Origin of the sequence: Chitinophaga sp. YR627 (genome assembly GCF_900114995.1) — a bacterium.
GTDB lineage: Bacteria > Bacteroidota > Bacteroidia > Chitinophagales > Chitinophagaceae > Chitinophaga.
This window is the reverse complement of record NZ_FOUX01000002.1, coordinates 283,191-303,388: the sequence shown is the minus strand read 5'-3', so window position 1 is coordinate 303,388 and position 20,198 is coordinate 283,191. Positions and strand designations below refer to the sequence as shown.

Sequence of the window (20,198 nt, the reverse complement as noted above, 5' to 3'; positions counted from 1 at the left end):
CAGTTATATCAAAACACAACCGATGTTTTTTAAAATCAGACTTTTAGGAATGCTCCTGCTGTCACAGTGGCTTACAGCAGCCGCACAGACGAAAGAGACAGGAGATGTTCCGGTGGAAATAGAAAATCCACGTATTACAGGTATCAACAAGGAGGCAGCTCATGCAACGCTCATGCCTTACAGTAATCTCACAGAAGCACTTAAAGGAAACAGGAAGGCGTCTTCCCGTTGTCTGTTATTAAACGGCACTTGGAAGTTTAACTGGGCTTCCTGGCCGCAGAAAAGACCGGTGGACTTTTATAAACCGGCTTACAATGTATCGGGATGGGATACGATCACAGTTCCTTCCAACTGGCAGGTCAAGGGGTACGGTACGCCTTTTTACAGTAACTACAATTATACTTTCCAGAAGGACTTCCCAAGGGTGATGAGTACGCCGCCGAAGAACTTCACCGCATTTACAGAGAGAAACCCCGTAGGTAGCTATCGCCGGGATTTTACCCTGCCTGCTACCTGGAAGGGTAAAAAGGTCTTCATCGGTTTTGAAGGCGTTGACGCAGGCTTTTTCCTGTGGATCAATGGCCGTAAAGTTGGTTACAGTGTAAACAGCCGTAACCTGGCAGAATTTGATGTGACGGACTATGTAAATCCCGGAAAGAATACTGTAGCAGTGGAGGTATACCAATATACCGTTGGCAGCTACCTGGAAGATCAGGATATGTGGCGCCTCAGCGGTATCTTCAGAAGTGTGTATCTGTGGAATGCACCGCAGGAACATATCCGTGACTTCAATGTGAAAACCGTATTTGATGCCGGATATAAGAACGCCACCTTACTGGTCAATGCAAAGGTGAAAAACTACAGCCAGTCACCTGCTGCTGCCCGTAAGCTGGACGTAAAGCTATTTGAAGCCGGAAAAACAGTAGTAGTCGCCACTGCGAATGCCAATGTGCCTGTTTTACAGCCTGGTGAGGAAAAAATAGTGCAGCTCAGTATCCCGGTAAATAATCCGCAGAAATGGACGGCAGAAACGCCAGATCTGTATACAACTGTGCTGACATTAGGAGAAGAGCTGTTAAGCACACCTACCGGTTTCAGAGAAGTAAAGATCGATGGTCGGTCCTTGCTGGTAAACGGCGTACCTGTAAAACTGAAAGGCGTGAACCGTCACGAACACTTTCCGGAAACAGGGCACAGTCTGAATGAAGAACAGATGATCCGTGACCTGGTATTGATCAAACAGGCCAATTGTAACCACGTAAGGACCTGTCACTATTCAGATGATCCACGGTGGTATGAACTCTGTGATAAATATGGTCTGTATGTCCTGGCGGAAGCCAATCTGGAGTGCCATGGCGCGATGGATGAATTCAACGAAGAACCATCTATTAAAGATGCAATCATAGACCGTAACGTTGCAAACGCAGAGAACTTTAAAAACCATCCTTCCGTGATTATCTGGTCGCTTGGTAACGAGTGTGGTAATGGTGGTACTAACTTCCGTGCTGCATTACAGGCTGTTAAACAGATCGATCCCGACAGACCGGTACACTACGAAGGATTCGGTATCGGTAAAGACAACCCGGCTGATATTGATAGCCGTATGTACACCGGAACTGGTGAAGTAAAACAGATCGCAGAAAACAAGGACTTTACAAAGCCTTTCTATCTCTGTGAGTATGCGCATGCAATGTTTAACTCAATGGGTTCTGTAGATCTCTATAATGAATTGTTTGACCAGTATCCTTCCCTGTTGGGTGGTTGTATCTGGGAATGGCAGGACCAGGGATTATGGAACAGACGTAACAGAACACACCCGATCACTGCTTATGGTGGCGGTTTTGGCGAATATCCCAACGATAGATACTTTATTCATAAAGGCGTAATAGCCTCTGACAGATCGCCTAAACCTCATTATCCTGAACTGAAACATGCTTATCAATGGATCTCCATTAAAGGTGCAGATCTGTCAAATGGTATGATCAGCATTCGTAACCGTTATCAGTTCATCAGCCTGGATGCTTTCCATGGTAAATGGACCTTGCTGAAAGACGGTGTGGCTGTGGATAGTGGTCTTATTACAGACCTGCATGTTCCGGCAGGGAATGAGAAACAGATTAAACTGCCACTGAAACCTTTACAGACTGGTGCAGAATATCTGTTGAATGTATCCTTCTTTACCAACCAGGCATCTCTATGGTCGGATAAGAATTTCGAAATAGCTACGCAGCAATTGCAGCTGAGCGCAGGTACTTCCGCTACCTTGTCTGCTATGACAGCCGCATCACTGCCGGTATGGAAAGCAAATGATACTACCATCCTGGTGAACGGAAACGGCTTTGCGCTTACTTTCGATAAACATAAGGGTACTTTCTCTAAGATGACCAGCAATGGTAAGGAGGTGCTGAATGAAAACGGCGGACCAAGACTTCATCTCTGGCGTGCACCGCACAGGATAGATGATATGTGGGCAGATGAAGGCTGGCAGAAAGCAGGCCTGAGAGACCTGAAATGGGAAGTGGAAGGTGCTCCTGTTGTAAAGGATTCCGCCAACGTATTATGTATCACTGTCAATCTCACCGGTAAAGGAAAGAACGATTTTGTCGTACGTCATCGTGCCCTGTATATGATCAGTAACAACGGACAGATACGCGCCCTGAACAATGTCTCCTCCAGTGATTCAACACTCGTCGTGGCGCGTCTGGGCGTAAGAATGCTCCTGAACCGTCAGCTGGACCAGTTCTCCTTCTATGGCCGTGGTCCGCTGGAAAACTACAGCGACAGAAAGAGCGGTTTCCCGATTGGTATTTATAACAGCACAGTGGCACAACAGCTGACGCCTTATGAGAAACCAATGGAAGCCGGTAATCATGAGGATGTACGCTGGGCAGCGCTGGCAGCAGGTACCGGTAAAGTATTAAGGGTAAGTAATGTGGCAGAACCCATGCAGATATCTGCTTTGCCATATACAGATGAGGAGATGGAACCTATCGGCTATAAGATAGACCTTCCTCCGGTGAACAGTACCGTACTGACCATCAGCAGGTATACCCTGGGTGTGGGTTCAAATGGTTGCGGACCACGTCCGCTGCCACCATATATGGTATATGCAAAACCTACTACTTTCAGTTATGATCTCTGGCTCGGCCAGTCAGAATAAAGTTGTTTAACCTGGAAGAGAGTCCGCCATCAGGCGGACTCTCTTTATTTTACCCCTTACGATATCCGGAAAAAGATTTACGCTATCCGGAAATTCACCGCCCGGTAACAAATCCCCCATTCATTTTATTATTTCTTTGTAGTCTCTTTTACATCAACGAGAATCTATTAAATAATCATGAGACGACTACAAGCTGTTTTTTTCCTCCTTTTTCTGACTTCAGTTGTATCTGCACAACAGCAGCATGGCAGTATCAGCGGTGTTGTAAGTACTAAAAATGGTGAACCGGTAGCCTACGTCACCGTAGGTGTCAAGGGGACATCATATGGCGCTACTACCACTGATAAAGGAAACTTCCGTATCAACCGTATCAATCCCGGCACTTATACTATTAGTGTAAGCGCTGTTAATATCATTTCACAGGAGAAACAGGTAACCGTGACCGCCGGCCAGAATGAGACGATAAATTTTGAACTGGACCTGAGTAATACCCAGCTGAAAGAGGTAATGGTAAATGCCCGTAGCAACAGTGTGAAGATGGACAATCCTTCTCAGTCCCTGCGTTTACAGGAACCACTGATCCAGGTAGCGCAGAATATCCAGGTTGTTTCAGCACAGTCTATCAAAGAACAGCAGATCATCAGCATGAGTGATGGTATCATCCGTAATGTGAGCGGTGCGGTAAGACTGGAACACTGGGGTGACTTATATACCAACATTACCATGCGTGGTTCACAGATAAAAGCATTCCGTAATGGCTTCAATGTCGTGAGTTCTTACTGGGGACCGCTGACAGAAGATATGAGCTTTGTTGATCATATTGAATTCGTAAAAGGTCCTGCTGGTTTTATGATCTCTGCCGGTGATCCAAGCGGATTGTATAACGTAGTGACCAAAAAGCCAACAGGGCAGACTAAAAACGAGTTTAGTTACACTGTAGGGAGCTTCAACCTTAACCGTGCATCGCTGGACCTGGATGGTAAACTCACCAAAGATGGCAAATTGTTATACCGCCTGAACCTCTCCGGCCAGAACAAGGGTTCCTTCCGTGCCAATGAATTTAACGACCGTTATGCCATCGCCCCGGTACTTTCCTATCAGGTAGATGACAAGACGAAATTAACGGTAGAGTATGTTTACCAGCGTGCGAATATGTCAGATGTAGGTTCTTACTATATATTTACGCCTGTAGGCTATGGCGCATTGCCAAGAGATTTGTCTGATCTGCCTGCTGGCCTACCGCCCACTAAGATCAATGACCACAGTTTTACAGTCAACCTCCAGCACCAGATCAGCGAAAACTGGAAACTGACTGCACAGGCAGCCTATTATAAATACAGCCAGGATGGTACCTCTATGTGGGCCGATTCTGTGGAGGCAGATGGCAAATATTACAGGAACGTGGGTATCTGGGAAGCAAAAAGTGCGATGTCCCTGGGGCAGGTCTTCTTAAATGGTAAAGTAACGACCGGTCCTGTTGTACATAAGATCCTGGCAGGGATCGACCTGGGTGATAAGCGTTATACAGCGGATTATGCACAAACGCACTCACTGGATACCGGATCAGTTCCCTTTGATCCTTATCATCCTGTTCTCGATAATCCTTCCAACGGTTATCCGGTATATGACCGTAGTTCCAGCCTCGAAGCAAGAGCGGCAGCCGGCTTTGGTCTGATCAATTCAAACTATTCCAGCCTGTATCTGCAGGATGAACTGGGCTTCCTGGACAACAGAATAAGATTGACACTGGCAGGCCGTTATACCTATATCAGCCAGTCTGATTTTGGTACAACATCAAAAGCCAAACGTTTCACGCCACGTGTAGGACTGAGCGTTTCTATTGATGACTTTACCTCTGTTTATGGATTATATGACCAGGCCTTTACGCCACAGGCAGGTGCTGTAAGCGTGGGTAAGTTAAAACCACTGACAGGCAACAATATTGAATTTGGTATCAAAAGAGACTGGTTACATGGAAAATGGAATACCACTGTAGCCGTGTATCGCATATTGAAAGAAAACGAACTGACAGCCGATCCGAATGCACCGGCTAATTCTGGTCTGAGCATTGTATTTGGTCAGCGCAGAGCACAGGGTATAGAGTTTGACCTTCGTGGAGAACTGCTGCCCGGCTTGGATCTGACAGCCAACTACGCCCTGACGGAAGCAAAAGTAAGTAAGGTAAATCCAGGCGTATCCGAAGCAACCGGTATAAAAGTAGGGGATGTCGTTCCTGGTTACTCCAAACATGTTGCAAATGCTTGGCTGACCTACAAGTTGCTGAACGGTCCGTTGAAAGGAGCAGGTGTTTCTGCCGGTTTTACTTACCTGGCTGGTCGTGAGACAGACACCTGGAGTGTTGGCTTGCAGCGATTACCAGACTACTTTAAGATGGAAGGTGGGCTGTTCTGGGAAGGTAACAAAATGCGTATCGGCGCCAATGTATTTAACATCTTTGACAAGTACTTATACAGCGGCTCTTACTATTCTTACCTGAATGCGTATTACTATCAGGCAGAAGCACCACGTAACTACCGTCTCTCTGTTTCCTATAAATTCTGATCTTTATCGTAAATAAAAAATCGCCCGGTCAGCATTGGCCGGGCGATTTTATTTTGGCGTATATACTGTCCAATTCATAATATTTTTCTTTTTTTGTGAAAAAATAACTTTTGAAAAAGACATTTTTAACCCTCTCCCTGGCCTTCTTTTTTATGAGCGCTGTGCTGGACCTGAATGCCCAGCCAAAGAGTGTAGCAAAGCAAGCTGTTAGTGATACCGTATTGAGCAACCGGATATCAGAAGAGCAATTTGTACGTATCAATGGCATTGACCAATGGATCACCATCAAAGGAGATCGTTCAAAGCCGGTTATATTATTCCTGCATGGCGGTCCGGGTAGCGTGATGAGCCCTTATTCAGATAACCTGTACAAGCAATGGGAAAAGGAGTTTGTTATCGTTCAATGGGACCAGCGTGGTGCAGGACGAACTTTCGGAAAGAACGCACCTGAAGAACTGACGCCGGCCTTTTTACAGGAAAATCCCTTATCGGTTGAACAAATCGCAGCCGACGGTATCCAGGTGTCTGAATATCTTATTAAACACCTTGGAAAACGAAAGGTCATTCTTTTCGGAACATCATGGGGATCTATAGTGGGCGTCACCATGGCCAGCAAACGTCCTGATCTTTACTATGCATACGTAGGGCATTCACAGGTAGTTGCCGTGGACGACCTTTCATTATACAATAGTGTACTGAAGCAGGCAAAAGAACAGAATGACCAGCAATCGCTGGAAGTACTTGAAAGCATCGGACTCCCCCCTTATGCAAGAGCGGCTACCGTAGGTAAATTGTTCCGCATTGTGAAGAAGTATGAAAGAGCTGCCTCTACGCCGCCACCTGCAGACTGGTTCATAGAAGCGCCTGCGTATGATAACAAAAAGGACAACCAGGACAGAGAACTGGGAGATGATTATTCCTTCGCCAACTTTGCGGGTGATCAGCAGCTGGGGGTTAAATCTATGCGGACTACGGTTAACTTCATGCAGCATAACCTGAAATTCGGTACACCCGTGTATTTAATGCAGGGAGCGCATGATCTCTTAACACCGAAGGAGCAATCCACGCGTTATTTTAATGCAATCCAGGCACCTGCTAAAAAGTATTTTTTAATGCCTACCGCCGCACACGGATTTAATGCGGAGGTACTTGAAACACAGTATAAGATATTTAAGAGCATAAAGGCCTTCTGATACTAATCCGGAACGCCGGTAAACTTTATACAGCCCTTCTGTTACCTGTTTAACCGAACGGGATCAGAAGGGCTGCTTTATTTTGTATTATAGTTGTGCGACGAATGCACGCATTTTCTTCAGTCCGTTTTCATCAGGGAGCTTACCATATCCAGCCCCCATATTATCCGCCAGATGCTTTGGATTAGAGGTGCCGGGTATCACACAATTCACAGCCGGATGCGCCAGTATATATTTCAGGAAGAACTGTGCCCAGCTGTTGATGTCATAGTCTGCTGCCCAGGCAGGTAAAGACTGTCCTTTTACCATGCGAAATAATGATCCGGAGTCAAAAGGTTCATTGATGATGACCGCCACACCACTGTCCTTTGCAGCGTTCAGCAGACTACGTTCTGCATTGCGTTCCCTGATGGAATAATTGAACTGTACAAAGTCAACCGCCCTGGATTTGACAATCTGCTCCAACTGATCATGTGCTGAAGAGGTGTAATGGGTGATCCCTGTATAACGTATTTTTCCGGCTTCTTTCCACTGACGCATTGTTTTCAGATGTGTTTGCCAGTCCTGCAGATTATGTACCTGCATCAGGTCCATTGTCCGCCGTTGCATCTTTTGCAGGGAGTCATTCATCTGCCGGATCCCGCTTTGTTCACCGCTGGTCCATACTTTGGTCGCATAGAAATACTTATCCGCATTCCCTGATGAAGCACTCAGATCACCAACCACGGTTTCTGCTTTTCCATACATAGGAGAGGAGTCGATCAGACGGCCACCCATTTCCAGCATGCTTTTCAGCACATTGATCAGTGGTTCACGGGCAGCGGCTTCCGGCCCTACATCAAATTGCTGCCAGGTACCAAGTCCGACCACGGGCAGTTTTTCTCCTGTAACAGGAATCTCTCGTTGTAACATAGTTGAATGGCTGATGGTCATTGTCCGGGATATACCGGCAAAAGGTGCTGCCATGACACTGAGACCGGCAGTCCCTATCATTTTGATGACCTTCCGCCTTGAAACCTGACGCATACCATTGTTGTTTATGATCAAAAATTAATGTTTTTCATTTAAATAGCCATGCGCAGGGACAGCTGTGCTAAATATCGGCGCCATGCTTATCTTTGAAGGCTATATAAATCTTAGGTTATGGTGCGCACTTCTCTGTCATTGACATTACCCGCTTCGATGGGACAGGTATCAGCAATATGTATGGTACCCGAAAATCCTGTTTGTATAATGACCCTGGCCCATGGCGCAGGCGCTGGTATGGAGCATGTTTTTATGGAAACACTGGCCGGATCGCTTGCAGCAGCAGGTGTCGGCACCTTACGTTTTAATTTCCCGTTTACCGAACAAAAGAAATTCAGACCCGATTCTCCGGCCGTGGCGCATCAGACAATCGCGACAGCCATTGACAAGGCACTGGAACTATATCCTTCATTACCGCTTTTCGCAGCAGGGAAATCATTCGGTGGTCGTATGTCTTCTCAATACCTGTCCATCAATCATCGTAAAGAGGTAAAAGGGCTCATATTTTACGGTTTCCCCTTGCACCCTGCTGGTAAGCCATCTATTGATAGAGCGGAGCATTTAAAGGACGTAAAACAGCCTATGCTGTTCTTACAGGGAACAAAAGATACCCTGGCTACCATCGACCTGATAACCGATGTATGTAAGTCGCTGAAGAAAGCAACACTGGTGAAACTGGAAGGCGCAGACCACTCTTTTAAAGCAGGTAAGAACAAAGACATGATACCACTGTTAACGGCAGAAACGAAAGGATGGGTGGAAAAGCACTGATCTGATATAAGCGTATCTTTGCTGAAACTTTAACCCCCTAAAATCCATGTTTATGTCCAGATACATACTTCTTCTGGTCGGCATCTTTTGTTTTCAGCAGACCATCGCACAGGTAAAGGAAGACAAAGCACCTCCTACCCTGAAATCCGTCTTATTACAGCAATATAAAACCACCTGGGATAAACAGGAATGGTTTGTACCTGTAGAAAAAGGGATAGAAGGCATTACCGCCCAACAAGCCTCCTGGAGACCCGCTGATTCCAGTCATTCAGTAGGAGAGCTGGCTTATCACCTGCTCTTCTGGAACAAGCGCCTGCTTGATCAGTTCAACGGGAAAAAGGAAGCAGATTTCAATGGTAATAACAACCAGACCTTTGACGCATTTACAGAAGCGTCCTGGAGTTCCATCGTACAGCAATTAAACCAGGTAATGAAAGACTGGGCAACAGCCATTGAAGCTGCTGATGAAGCAAAACTCCAGTCCTGGTATGGCAACATTGCGAATATGAATACGCACAATGCTTATCACACAGGACAGATCCTTTATATCCGTAAACAGGCGGGTAACTGGGATGCTGCAAAAGGAGTAAAATAATACAACAAAATAAAAATAACTATGCCCCGCCTGTACATGTCGGGGCATAATTATCTATGCCTGTCGCACGCGATAGTAAGTAGCCATATCTGTGGAGCAAAGGCCTGTAAAACCAACCTGCCGCAATGCGTTGACTAACTGCCCCCGGTGATAGGTGGAATGATTGAAGACATGTACGCACGTTTGTGAGAATTCCATTTGCACTGTACCACCTCCCGGCCATTTGAATACAACCGGTCTTTGATAGTCCTCTTCTGCAAAATTTTCAATGAACTGTTTCAGTCCCGCAGAGGCCTTTTCCCATATCGTGATCAGTTCTTCCTTTGTACCCGTAAACACCGTTGATAAATAGACCGGATCAGGCACATGATGCCAGAAGTCAATCCAGACACTTTCTGCACTGGCGATATGAACAGCGGTTTGTCTGACACTTGGAAAACTGCTGGTGATCACCTGTTGCCATTGTTCATCACTGATCTGTCGTAGCCATTCTATGGCAATGCTGTTCGCCCAGACATTGTAGCCGGCGATGGCCAGCAGGAATTGTTGATGCATCGCCTTAGTGTTTTTGACCATACACAATTAAAGATGCCTTCGCCAATGTAGCAAAGTGCAGATTGAAGCCTACAAAAGCAGGTGTTGTGTGATGGTCCAGCTCCAGTTGGTTGCTGAGTGCATACACCGTGATCAGATAACGATGTGCAGGACCTTCATTGGGCGCTGCACCGGCATATCCGGGTATACCCAGGTCTGTATTGCTCTGTATCGCGCCCTGTGGCAGTAATTGTTTGTCGGGGTCGCCCGCTCCGGATACTAATTCATGAACATTTGCAGGAATATTAAAAACAACCCAATGCCAGAAACCACTGCCGGTAGGTGCATCGAGGTCATAGATGGTTACAGCGAAACCCTGTGTGCCTGCCGGCGCATGTTCCCAGTATAACTGTGGTGACTGGTTCTCTCCCTGGTAACCCATGCCATTTGCATATTGCTGATTGTTTAACTGACCGCCAAGCTCTTTGCTTTTTAACGTAAATGTTGCTGTTGATGCCATGATCTTTTGCATTTTGTTTGAATGATGATGCAAAAGTAGCTGCAAAGGGAGGCGGCAAAAGATAGGCGCCCGTCCAGAAAGTGTGGCTGGAAGTTCAATCTGCTAACTGGTACTGTTTGGGCGTTTTTCCATAGATCTGTTTGAAAGACTGAATAAAACTGGAGAGGTTTTCATAACCCAGCTCATAAAAGATTTCACTGGCTTTCAGCTTGTCCTGTTTCAGCATTTTAGCTGCTTTCTCCATCCTTTTCTCCAGTAGCCATCTGTTCGGCGTATTATCATAAATACGCGCGAATCTGCGCTTAAAAGAAGAGAGGCTCATATTACATAAGAAGGCAAGTTCCTCCACCGTGACATTACTATCCATATGTGATGTCACCGCTTGCCGGATGATCAGGTCTTCATTCGCATCGGCACTCATATTCCTGATCTGTTGTATCTGCCCCGGATAATGTACAGCCAGATAGAGAAACAACTCTTCCAGTTTTATTTTCTGCAACGCGTAGTAGATAGACTGGCCGTCGCTGAGCATACAGTCAAGAGAATGTATGAAGTTGACCAGGAAAGCATCTTTTTCAAATAATAGGAAGGGTGGTTGGTCTGCTGTTTTTGTCTGCTGACTAAGCAATGCAGCATGCCGGTTGAAGAAATCCGCCAGCAGTTTATTATCAAACAGAATAAGGATACTATGATAATCTGCATTGACCGCTGCTATTTTTTCACTCATCAGGCAATTTCCCGCCGCCAGCATCACAAACTGATGTGGCTGTAAGGTCACCTGTGAGCCTGCAAAATGTACCGTTTTCTCACCTTCCAGCAGAAAGGTGATCAGATTCTGCTGTAACATGATCTTTGCTCTGGGAGCAGGCGTACTGGTACGGTAACGAAGAATGGAGATATCTCCTTCGTCTTTCTTCTCACCTGATATATGCAGGGCCTGCGCGTTCTCGTTCATAAATAGGTATACGCTGAATTATCCGCGATGAGACAAAGTTAACGAAAATGGAATATTTCAGGACCCGGTCTGACTATACTTATTGAACGTTGAACCTTCGTTCAAAGATGTAGGGGTGAACGAAGGATATATACGATCAATCCTCACAATGAATACTATTTATATAAAGGTAATATTTACAGCATCTGACCTGATGTTTCCCACGAATTGATTATCCACATTTCATCAGTAAGATCGTGGATAATCTCCTGGCTATTGCAACATTGCTCCCACTAAATATCGGTAAATTTATATAGCACAAAATATACGTATGGCCAGACAAAGATCGATCATCCCCTTTACCGGGAAATTGGGTAATAAAATCGGGTTTGAGCGCAATGGGAACTACTTTTTTCGCAGCGCTCCCCAAAATGTACAACAAACCGCTGCTACCCGTGGCGCAGCGAAACGTTTCGGCAGGTACAGCAGGAAAGGCCGGCTGATTCGGCACGCCTGTTATCCTGAGCTGGATGTCAGGTGTGATAGTACCCATGTCAATCGCCTCAATAAGCTGTTGATAACTGCCGCAGGTGATCATAAAGCCCTTAAAGGCTTTCGTTTTAATGAGCATACGGGAATAGATCGTTTTCTTACAAAAATGCCCGAAATAGCCGCAAATGGCGTCTTACGCATCCCCGCGCAGGATCTATCGCCATGTGACCGTTTTACGGCCCTGGAAGTGAAAATAACGGCAGTCTGTATCGACTTCAGTGCCAATCGGGTGATGGGCACCGATACCCATGTCGCAATTCTTGACACAGGGGATACCTTTAGCGGAATAAGTATTCCTATGCAGGTCTCCAAAGCAGGAACACTGCTGTTGATCGTACAGATCAGAGGGATGCACAGAGATAGTATCTCCTGTAACAAACAATACCAGGCGGCCAATATTATCGCAGTGATGACACCTTCCCGACCTAAACGCTTCAAAGTACGCACACATCCGCAAAGGATAATCAGGCATCTTCCTGAGATAGGCCGTGTAACCGTACAAATGCCTCAACCACTGATACAGCGGGAGTAAACAGTCGCTGCCTGAATGTATATTTTGTTGCCTGAAATTCCCTGAAACACATACCAACTCCTGAAAATATTTCCGACCTTTACTGTAGCCCGTTGCTATAGTGACCTTTCTATTGTCTGTAGCCGCCTCTGGCCGATCATCTCTTCCTTTTCGTTTTGTTTACACACGAATACACCAGTACCATATCAAGTCCACCTGTATTACCTGTCATCGACTGGTTTGCTTCGTCCCAACCGTTACCCTGACTTATATCTCTCCCTTTTGCTACCTTGCAGGTATTCAAGCCGCAAACAGATGTTAGCAGAACATATACAGCTCACTGATTATACAGCTATTTGGAAAGCTGCCTGCATGGAGGCATTTGTCTCCAATGTACCTGACTATTTCACTTCAGCAGAAATAGTCCAGTTTGAAGACTGGCTGGATAAAATGAGTGAGGAGAGAATGTATTGGCATTATTATGTGGTCTTATCGGAAGATAGTCTGATTGGCTGCGGTGGTTTTGTTTACGAGGAGAAACTGAGCAGGGTGACTTTCGCATGGGGGCTGGTCCACCGGAATTTTCATAAGCAGGGAATGGGGAAGCTATTACTGCAATACCGGCTTGACAGGATCCGTACATTATATCCCGGTGCCGATATCATCCTGGACACGACGCAGTTTAGCTATACTTTCTTTGAACAATATGGATTTGTAACAGTAAAGTATACGGAGGATGGCTACACGACAGGCATGCACAGATACGATATGATATTATATGCCGGTAAATAGGAAGACCGGCAGGAAGCAATGCCTCCCGCCAGGTCTTGTCTGATTGTTTGTTGTATTAAAAAGGTACGTCTGCATAGTTGTACCAGGTCGTATCCAGTGAAATGGCAAAACCGGTTCCGCCCCCTAATGGATTATAGATATTACCAGACATAACAGTTCTGTAACCACGTGAAAAAGGCACATAACGCATTTCCTTTACTTTACGTTCACCGGTTGTCTTATCCGGATACACGATCGTAACAGTTACTTCGCTATTAGGTGTCAGCAGCTGCGTACTGAAATTCGTACGGCTGTTTCTTTTCAGCACGATACCCGGATCAGGGATCTGCTCGTCAGGATATCCGTAGAAATAGGTAAAAGAACGGAAAGCAGGAGCCGTATATACCAGCAAACTACTATCACCAGGCCAGCTGATTTCAGGCGCATCCAGGATATTTACTTCCATTCTTCCCATGATACGGTTTGGCCAGAGAGATACGGTCTGTGTAGGTCCGTAACCAGTTACCGTAAAGTAGTTAGTGCCGACAAATACATCCGGTGCAGAGACATTCATAGGATAAGCTGCATCCGGTAGCCGTAGTCTCAGACTGTAATAGGAAGTGGTATCCACTATCTGTATAGGATCAGTGGCGGCAATCAGACTGATGGTATAACGGTTGGCAGGAAGTGTGTCTACAAGCGTACCAAAGTCTGCATCATCTTTGTACTGATGTATTGCTTTTACATACTGACCGTATTCATTGTAAAGCAGGTAGTAAAGGTCAGATACCTTTCCTGCCAGTGCGGAGTCTCTGAGGTTACCTTTGTTGCCTGCTTCTCTGCCGGAAGGATTGGGCAACTGTTCCTGTTTCTGGAGGAAACCGGTGACACTGAAACTTACCGGAAATCTTTCGCCATTGTTTGCAGGCGGATTGGGGTTTTCTGTTGGTGCATTGTCTTTTTTACACGCAAACAGCGTAACAGACAGTACTGCGACTGCCAGAATCAATTTTCTCATGGGAGTGTGTTTTAAGGTGAAAACAAGGGATTATGGACCGTAAAAGTGTTATACAGATTTTGTTTTGCCAGGTGGCCTTATTGCTGTCGGAAATCGTGCATGATATACACAGGCAAAAGGGGATAAGGACAGTGTATCCACTGCCGGAATTAACTTTCTCATAAACGCATGTTCGTATTAAATAACAATAGATATAGGAGCCATCGCAAACGTATTGCTGATGATCAGGGACCGCCTGGTATTGGCCTGACGGAATGATGCCGGATTGCACATTAAAATGGCAATATGGGACACACCGCTAAGCGCCGTTACTGCAGGTACATAACTTTCTCATGTGAAATGTGGTTAACTGAATAAATAAACTGGAATATCGGGCCAAACAATCACTATTTCAGGTATAGGTATTAGTTGTTAGTGAGTCTTGGTTAACGAATACGAACTTAGTAAAGTTTTAACATAAAAAGATCACTTTGAATGAAAAATCTATGCATAATTTTTTTTGCTAAGTGTTCAGGGCTGGAAAAGATAGCAGACGTGAAAATTAAAAGGACAAACCGACAATTATCCGGTTTGCCCTTTTATATGTTGTGGGTTAGTAAGCCGTTATGAATATATTGTACAGTGGGCGATCAGAGATATCGGAATACCTGTTTCCGGTATTCTTCAAAATCAATTTCGGAAGAGATCGTGTTAAATCTTTCCTGTTTACCTTTGCTGTTTTCTCTCACCAGTATTACACTCATACCGCCGACAATAGTACGCTTTGCCTTATCAAATATCAGTTCCAGTTCAACCAGGTCCTTTGTCGCCTGTAAGTCTTCTATACGATTCACTACGATTAAAAAATCTTCCATTTCGTCTGTTTAACACAAATGTAGGATTTTACATCACTATTTCCTGCAGGCGGCAGCAACAGACTGGCTTGATTTATGCATTTCCTACGCACATTCACTGAGCGCGGGACTGGCATTTAAAAGAACCTTTATGTATATTAGCGATCGCGCTCAATTAACCCATAAAATCAGATTGTAAAAATGAAGCGGACCACGATATGGATGTCTTTCTGTGCAGCCTGTTTACTCATAAGCCTGGTATCCTGTGAACCACGCAAGGCGATCACATTGAAAGAAGCAATTGCGCAAAAAGAACGGGTAGCCTATAAGATCCTGCTGGATAAGAACGGCCCTGAGTCTAAAAAACTGGACCTGCTGGTAAAAGAAGATTATCCGGGTGCCCTTGCCCTGCTGGACGAAGAAGAACAGGCTTTCAACGGACTGATCAGCAGTCTTGACAGTTTATCCGTTAATGATATCAAACAGGGTAGCGCCCTTAAAAAGGCCGCCATTGAATATTATGCGGCCCTGAAGGAACTATATACCTATGACCGGGTACAGATCGCGCATCAGGACTCTTTGTCCGGCTTAAAGGGAGAAGCATTATACGAAGGACAAAACAAAATACTTGAATTAAATAAACAGAAACAGCTGTTATTTGACAAGGTATTCGAAAAAGAGAGTGCCTTTCATAAAGAACAGGAAAGCTTTAATACGGCCAATAATATTAAATGATTGCCCTGGCTGGTTCTACAAATATGAAAAGATGAAACGAATGATCAACACGCTTACCGGCTTATCCCTGCTGACTTTAACCATGTATACCTCCGCATTATCTGCGCAGGATAACAAAACGGTGCCGCAAGGTAGTTACCAGAATCCCTTATCCGTTGAATTCGGAGATCCTTATGTGTTACATGTAAAAGGAGACAAGTATTACATGTATGGCACTGGTGGTACCGCTCAGAAAGGATATGGCGCTTATTCCTCCACAGACCTGGTGAACTGGAAAAATGAAGGACAGGTGTATTTTGCCAGTAATGCCAATGGCTGGAGCGATTCTACCGCCAGATGGGATGGCGCCTACTGGGCGCCGGAGGTATATGAAAAAGATGGGAAATTTTATATGTTCTATAGCGCGCAATGGAAGGAGAATCCTACTAATGAAGAGGAGAATTTCCGTATTGGCGTAGCGGTGGCAGACAAACCGACCGGTCCTTTTGTTGATCTGAATAAACGTCCTGTCTTTGATCCTGGTTATCCCGTGATCGATGCAAACGTACTGATGGACACCAATGGTAAGATGTATCTCTATTATTCCCGTTGTTGTTATAAACACCCGGTAGAGAGTGAATTTGCTGCCTGGGCAAAACAAAAAGGATGGTTTCAGGAAATTGAAGAAAGCTGGGTATATGGTGTTGAATTAAAGCCGGACTTTAGCGGAGTAATAGGCGAACCGGTACTCTTGCTGCGCCCACCGGTAAAGATGAGCGATAAACAGGCAGAATGGGAAAGCCGCTCTGTCACAACGAACGAAGTGAACCGCAGATGGACAGAAGGCTCTGTGGCATTTAAGAAGGATAATCTGTACTACATGATGTATTCAGCTAACTACTTTGGCGGGAAAAACTATGCAGTAGGTTATGCTACATCAGCAAGCCCTTTAGGTCCGTTTAAAAAGGCGGCTAACAATCCTGTTTTGCAGAAGAATGTGGAGAAAGGAGGGGTTGTAACAGGTACCGGACATAATAGCGTTACCTATTCCCCGGATGGTAAGGAAATGTTCTGTGTTTACCATGGAAGAACAGCCGCTACAGGTGATCAACGGGTGGTTTTTATTGACAGAATGAAGATCCCTAAAAAGGGAACACTGATAGTTGAAGGTCCAACGACAACACCACAGGCCCTGCCGGCAAAATAGATATACCCATAAATATATCAATAAAACGACTGCCCGGACGATCCATCCGGGCAGTCGTTTATTATGACTATTGTTATCTCCCCCGGCGTATATTACCTTCGCTGTATAATATATCCCATCCCGCATCCCTATGGAAAGATCAGCTTCTTTGGCCGAATACGGCGTTCGCCGTGTATTTATCACCCTTATTGCCTTTATCTGTACCCTGGTGGCGGTAATGAATATTACTGCTGCAAACGTGGCCTTTAACGAAATGCGTGGGAACATCGGTGCGTCGCTGGATGAGCTCAGCTGGATAACGACTGCCTATGTGCTTGCTTATATCGCTATTGCCCCTTTTTGCAGCTGGCTTTCCGGAAAACTGGGTAATAAGACATACCTCACCATTGCATTGGCCCTGTTTGTCGTTTCATCCTTTCTTTGTGGTAACGCTACCAGTATCACAACGCTGGTGGTATTCCGTTTTTTACAGGGATTAGGTGGTGGCGCTATGCTGGTACTGTCGCATATCATGATCCTGGAAAGCTGGCCACGGCAAAGACAAACCACTGCACAGGCTTTTTTTATACTGGGTGTGTTGGGTGGAATAAAACTGGCAGCACCTTTTTGTGGATATATAACAGACAACTACAGCTGGCCGTATCTCTTTTTTGCCAATATTCTTGTGGGGATACTGCTTTGCATACTGGTCGTGGTTTTTGTGAAAAATAGACCTTATAAGCAAAGAGAAGACTGGCTGGGAACGATCATGTTCAGTATCGGCGCTGCCTGTTTATATCTGGCGCTGGTCAGAGGGCAGGAGGACGCGTGGTTAAAAAGTCCTTTTATCATTGTGCTATTGCTATCCGGATTGGTGGGGTTGATTGTTTTTATCCGTAGTGAATTACAATGGATAAACCCACAGGGTGAGAATGGCTTACTGCGGAATGTCAGTCTGCGTAATGCGCTGATTGTAGCATTCGTTGCCGCTTTGTGCGTATCCGCTTCCTCCTTTACGATGGTACTCCCACCCAGATTGAACGCACATTTGATACATATTTCCCCCCTGCTGGTGATCCTGTGCATAACTGCTATCATGGCCCTGATTACCTTCCTGATTGAAGAAAAGAACGCTCTTAAATACGTGTTGTCAGCAGGTGCCTTGTTGTTGGTCATTTATAACTGTATGGTATACAGGCAGCCGCTGGAAAATAGTACCAGCAGCTATATCTACAGCTTCCTGGCTGCACATATACTGGCTATAATATGCCTGTCCGTATCAGTTATCACACTGGTATTCTCAAAGCTGGAAGAAAAGGAGATCAGACAGGGTATACGCATGTATCACCTTGTAATGCTGCTGGGGTTGGCACTTGGCTTCGCGTTATTTTCTGCATCATATAAACCGCCGGTAACGGATCAGACAGGATTCTCAGCACAGCTGGACCTGAAAGATCCTTTAGTACAACATGCGCTTAAAGATGGGACAAGATCTTTAAGCGAGATACGTTTTTTGGCAGCAGTTAACCGGGCGCATGATGCGCAGGTAGGAGCAGGGTATGTCAACCTTATTCTTTTTATGATTACCGCAGCTATTTTACTGATAGGTATTCCGATAGTGGTACACCGCATGAAAAACAAGGCCCAAAAACACAAAAAATAATGGCATTGTTGTCCGGGTCCTCATTACAGGACCAGCATGAGTGTACCCTGTTGCTGGATAAGCTGATTTTTATTATCCGTATAAGTCATGGTCCATACATAAGTACCCGCTGGTAACGCGGCTTCCTTATACCTGCCATTCCAGGAGGCGCCAGGGTCACGTGATTCATATACAAGCTGTCCCCAGCGGGCATAAACAGCCAGGCGATAGTCAGAGATATTATCCTGTAATCTCACACGGAATACGTCGTTCTTACCATCTCCGTTCGGACTGAAAGCTGTGGGGACGAATACAGCACATTCCCGCCATTCACGGGTAATGACCGCTTCTCCACTGATGGAGCAGTTACGGCTGTCTGTGATGATATACTGGTAGGTACCTGCATCCAGTTTCCTGATGATACTATCCTGCTGCGCTAAACCGGATTGTACACTATAGGTATAAGGTGCTGTTCCCCCGCGAGGTGTCAGGATGATCTGTCCATCTGTGGCACTGTTACACGTCACATTGCGGGTCTGTTCATTTTCGACTGTAAGGGGTGTTGGTTCGGCGATGACTATATTGACAGCAGCAGTACATTGCTGATCTTTAACGGTAAGCATATAATTGCCTGCCGCGAGATTGTCAAACATGCCGGTGGCATTCACCGCACCATCATCCAGCTGATAGGAATAAGGTGTTTGTCCGCTGTTGGAACGGATTTCAATCGCCGCATCTGTTCTGCCATAACAACTCACAGGCGTGACCTGTTGCGTAAGCGCCATATCATACGCTGCTACGACTACATCTTTATTGACCACCGATCCGGAAGCGCCTCTGAGCGTCAGATGATAGGTGCCGGCTGATAACCCGTTCACTTCACTGGTGGTATAATTACCCGGCATCCAGAGATAGGTGTAAGTATCCACCGGATCAGGGATCGTTACACGTACAAAACCGGTAGCTGCGCCGGGACAGGACGCTCCTGTTTCGAGCACATAGTCCATGGTCTCATTGATGGTAGACAGATTGTCGATATCAGTGGTCACATTAGCGGTGTCGCCATCGGCAGAAACAGCCGTGATGCGTATATAGTTAATATCTGATGAAGGCGTGAAGACTGCTCTGTAACGTTTCCAGTCCGCATGATAAAACTTTTCGGAGATATATAGCCTTTGCTCAGGCCCTCCCTTCGTAGCACTCCCCATAATGGCCATACAGCCATAATAACGACTGTTAATGCCCGGGTAAGGGTTATAGTCGATCGTCTTGAGATCGAACGATAATTCGTACGTTCTGTTGGTATAAAGCGGTTCATCCAGTTGCTGTCCGATGGAATGTGACCAGAACTCCACTTTTCCCGGTGGATTGGAATAGGTATTACGGCTGTACAGTCCCCATAACTCTATAAAATATTTTCCATCAGAAGCTGGTGTGGATGAGTTCCAGGCATAGTCCGGTCCTACGATAGGATAAGGCATATCGCTGTCCCATTTGTCTGCAATAACAGTGGTACCAGGCGTCTTTGGGTCTAATGATGGATTTTTAAGTGGAATGACCTGTTGCGCATGGCTCGTGGAAACTACCAGGAGAAGGATCAATTGCAGTGCATATATGTACCTTGTATATTTATTGCCGCGCATACGCATTACCGGTTGTTATAGGGCGATACTTTA

17 protein-coding genes are annotated in these 20,198 nt (G+C 45.6%); 10 read left to right on the top strand and 7 right to left on the bottom strand.

Going from position 1 to position 20,198, the window contains the following annotated elements:
- Window positions 1–22: 22 nt before the first annotated feature.
- The 3 genes from BMZ72_RS09970 (at window position 23) to BMZ72_RS09960 (ending at window position 6,915) form a co-directional block, all read left to right on the top strand.
- Complete coding sequence (locus tag BMZ72_RS09970) at window positions 23–3,160, top strand: glycoside hydrolase family 2 TIM barrel-domain containing protein (RefSeq protein ID WP_255373164.1); 3,138 nt, start codon at window positions 23–25, stop codon at window positions 3,158–3,160.
- A 177-nt stretch (window positions 3,161–3,337) separates the two neighbouring features.
- Window positions 3,338–5,722 carry a TonB-dependent receptor gene (locus tag BMZ72_RS09965; RefSeq protein WP_089807793.1) on the top strand — a complete coding sequence of 795 codons (2,385 nt, stop codon included), beginning with the start codon at window positions 3,338–3,340 and terminating at the stop codon, window positions 5,720–5,722.
- A gap of 110 nt (window positions 5,723–5,832) precedes the next feature.
- Window positions 5,833–6,915, top strand: a complete 1,083-nt coding sequence (locus BMZ72_RS09960) for an alpha/beta hydrolase (protein WP_143087660.1) — start codon at window positions 5,833–5,835, stop codon at window positions 6,913–6,915.
- Between the two features lie 87 nt (window positions 6,916–7,002).
- Here BMZ72_RS09960 and BMZ72_RS09955 read toward each other — a convergent pair whose 3' ends face one another.
- Window positions 7,003–7,941 carry an aldo/keto reductase gene (locus tag BMZ72_RS09955; RefSeq protein ID WP_089809764.1) on the bottom strand — a complete coding sequence of 313 codons (939 nt, stop codon included), beginning with the start codon at window positions 7,939–7,941 and terminating at the stop codon, window positions 7,003–7,005.
- Between the two features lie 117 nt (window positions 7,942–8,058).
- Here BMZ72_RS09955 and BMZ72_RS09950 point away from each other — a divergent pair, with 117 nt between their 5' ends.
- Together BMZ72_RS09950 and BMZ72_RS09945 are read left to right on the top strand one after the other, a co-directional pair.
- A complete protein-coding gene (locus BMZ72_RS09950) occupies window positions 8,059–8,712 on the top strand; it encodes an alpha/beta hydrolase family protein (protein WP_089807789.1) in 654 nt (217 codons plus the stop codon).
- Between the two features lie 52 nt (window positions 8,713–8,764).
- Window positions 8,765–9,307 (top strand): DinB family protein, encoded by a 543-nt coding sequence (locus BMZ72_RS09945; RefSeq protein ID WP_089807787.1) that lies wholly within the window; start codon window positions 8,765–8,767, stop codon window positions 9,305–9,307.
- 54 nt (window positions 9,308–9,361) lie between these two features.
- Here the strand turns inward: BMZ72_RS09945 and BMZ72_RS09940 are convergent, their stop codons facing one another.
- The 3 genes from BMZ72_RS09940 to BMZ72_RS09930 form a co-directional block, all read right to left on the bottom strand.
- The gene (locus tag BMZ72_RS09940; protein WP_255373163.1) at window positions 9,362–9,862 is read right to left on the bottom strand and encodes a DinB family protein; all 501 of its coding nucleotides are present in this window, start codon (window positions 9,860–9,862) and stop codon (window positions 9,362–9,364) included.
- A gap of 4 nt (window positions 9,863–9,866) precedes the next feature.
- Window positions 9,867–10,361: a YbhB/YbcL family Raf kinase inhibitor-like protein gene (locus tag BMZ72_RS09935; RefSeq protein WP_089809762.1), complete on the bottom strand. Its 495-nt coding sequence runs from the start codon at window positions 10,359–10,361 to the stop codon at window positions 9,867–9,869.
- A 94-nt stretch (window positions 10,362–10,455) separates the two neighbouring features.
- Window positions 10,456–11,316 carry a helix-turn-helix domain-containing protein gene (locus BMZ72_RS09930; RefSeq protein ID WP_089807784.1) on the bottom strand — a complete coding sequence of 287 codons (861 nt, stop codon included), beginning with the start codon at window positions 11,314–11,316 and terminating at the stop codon, window positions 10,456–10,458.
- 310 nt (window positions 11,317–11,626) lie between these two features.
- Here BMZ72_RS09930 and BMZ72_RS09925 point away from each other — a divergent pair, with 310 nt between their 5' ends.
- Both BMZ72_RS09925 and BMZ72_RS09920 read left to right on the top strand, forming a co-directional pair.
- Window positions 11,627–12,379: a hypothetical protein gene (locus BMZ72_RS09925; RefSeq protein ID WP_089807782.1), complete on the top strand. Its 753-nt coding sequence runs from the start codon at window positions 11,627–11,629 to the stop codon at window positions 12,377–12,379.
- Between the two features lie 294 nt (window positions 12,380–12,673).
- A complete protein-coding gene (locus BMZ72_RS09920; protein WP_089807780.1) occupies window positions 12,674–13,150 on the top strand; it encodes a GNAT family N-acetyltransferase in 477 nt (158 codons plus the stop codon).
- A 55-nt stretch (window positions 13,151–13,205) separates the two neighbouring features.
- Here the strand turns inward: BMZ72_RS09920 and BMZ72_RS09915 are convergent, their stop codons facing one another.
- Window positions 13,206–14,147 (bottom strand): hypothetical protein, encoded by a 942-nt coding sequence (locus BMZ72_RS09915; RefSeq protein ID WP_089807778.1) that lies wholly within the window; start codon window positions 14,145–14,147, stop codon window positions 13,206–13,208.
- 629 nt (window positions 14,148–14,776) lie between these two features.
- Window positions 14,777–15,001 carry a hypothetical protein gene (locus tag BMZ72_RS09910; protein ID WP_089807776.1) on the bottom strand — a complete coding sequence of 75 codons (225 nt, stop codon included), beginning with the start codon at window positions 14,999–15,001 and terminating at the stop codon, window positions 14,777–14,779.
- 180 nt (window positions 15,002–15,181) lie between these two features.
- On the opposite strand from BMZ72_RS09910, the gene BMZ72_RS09905 reads away from it, so the two are divergent.
- The 3 genes from BMZ72_RS09905 (at window position 15,182) to BMZ72_RS09895 (ending at window position 18,543) form a co-directional block, all read left to right on the top strand.
- A complete protein-coding gene (locus tag BMZ72_RS09905; RefSeq protein ID WP_143087659.1) occupies window positions 15,182–15,715 on the top strand; it encodes a hypothetical protein in 534 nt (177 codons plus the stop codon).
- 31 nt (window positions 15,716–15,746) lie between these two features.
- The gene (locus tag BMZ72_RS09900) at window positions 15,747–16,901 is read left to right on the top strand and encodes a glycoside hydrolase family 43 protein (RefSeq protein WP_089807773.1); all 1,155 of its coding nucleotides are present in this window, start codon (window positions 15,747–15,749) and stop codon (window positions 16,899–16,901) included.
- Window positions 16,902–17,031: 130 nt separating this feature from the next.
- A complete protein-coding gene (locus BMZ72_RS09895) occupies window positions 17,032–18,543 on the top strand; it encodes an MFS transporter (RefSeq protein ID WP_089807771.1) in 1,512 nt (503 codons plus the stop codon).
- Window positions 18,544–18,566: 23 nt separating this feature from the next.
- Here BMZ72_RS09895 and BMZ72_RS09890 read toward each other — a convergent pair whose 3' ends face one another.
- Window positions 18,567–20,165 (bottom strand): T9SS type B sorting domain-containing protein, encoded by a 1,599-nt coding sequence (locus BMZ72_RS09890; protein WP_177222742.1) that lies wholly within the window; start codon window positions 20,163–20,165, stop codon window positions 18,567–18,569.
- Window positions 20,166–20,198 lie beyond the last annotated feature (33 nt).

What these genes read in the sequence shown, in the direction of transcription:
- BMZ72_RS09970 (WP_255373164.1), top strand. Translation starts at nt 23, where the DNA reads ATGTTTTTTAAAATCAGACTTTTAGGAATGCTCCTGCTGTCACAGTGG.
- BMZ72_RS09965 (WP_089807793.1), top strand. Translation starts at nt 3,338, where the DNA reads ATGAGACGACTACAAGCTGTTTTTTTCCTCCTTTTTCTGACTTCAGTT.
- BMZ72_RS09955 (WP_089809764.1), bottom strand. Translation starts at nt 7,941, where the DNA reads ATGCGTCAGGTTTCAAGGCGGAAGGTCATCAAAATGATAGGGACTGCC.
- BMZ72_RS09950 (WP_089807789.1), top strand. Translation starts at nt 8,059, where the DNA reads ATGGTGCGCACTTCTCTGTCATTGACATTACCCGCTTCGATGGGACAG.
- BMZ72_RS09945 (WP_089807787.1), top strand. Translation starts at nt 8,765, where the DNA reads ATGTCCAGATACATACTTCTTCTGGTCGGCATCTTTTGTTTTCAGCAG.
- BMZ72_RS09940 (WP_255373163.1), bottom strand. Translation starts at nt 9,862, where the DNA reads ATGCATCAACAATTCCTGCTGGCCATCGCCGGCTACAATGTCTGGGCG.
- BMZ72_RS09935 (WP_089809762.1), bottom strand. Translation starts at nt 10,361, where the DNA reads ATGGCATCAACAGCAACATTTACGTTAAAAAGCAAAGAGCTTGGCGGT.
- BMZ72_RS09930 (WP_089807784.1), bottom strand. Translation starts at nt 11,316, where the DNA reads ATGAACGAGAACGCGCAGGCCCTGCATATATCAGGTGAGAAGAAAGAC.
- BMZ72_RS09925 (WP_089807782.1), top strand. Translation starts at nt 11,627, where the DNA reads ATGGCCAGACAAAGATCGATCATCCCCTTTACCGGGAAATTGGGTAAT.
- BMZ72_RS09920 (WP_089807780.1), top strand. Translation starts at nt 12,674, where the DNA reads ATGTTAGCAGAACATATACAGCTCACTGATTATACAGCTATTTGGAAA.
- BMZ72_RS09915 (WP_089807778.1), bottom strand. Translation starts at nt 14,147, where the DNA reads ATGAGAAAATTGATTCTGGCAGTCGCAGTACTGTCTGTTACGCTGTTT.
- BMZ72_RS09910 (WP_089807776.1), bottom strand. Translation starts at nt 15,001, where the DNA reads ATGGAAGATTTTTTAATCGTAGTGAATCGTATAGAAGACTTACAGGCG.
- BMZ72_RS09905 (WP_143087659.1), top strand. Translation starts at nt 15,182, where the DNA reads ATGAAGCGGACCACGATATGGATGTCTTTCTGTGCAGCCTGTTTACTC.
- BMZ72_RS09900 (WP_089807773.1), top strand. Translation starts at nt 15,747, where the DNA reads ATGAAACGAATGATCAACACGCTTACCGGCTTATCCCTGCTGACTTTA.
- BMZ72_RS09895 (WP_089807771.1), top strand. Translation starts at nt 17,032, where the DNA reads ATGGAAAGATCAGCTTCTTTGGCCGAATACGGCGTTCGCCGTGTATTT.
- BMZ72_RS09890 (WP_177222742.1), bottom strand. Translation starts at nt 20,165, where the DNA reads ATGCGCGGCAATAAATATACAAGGTACATATATGCACTGCAATTGATC.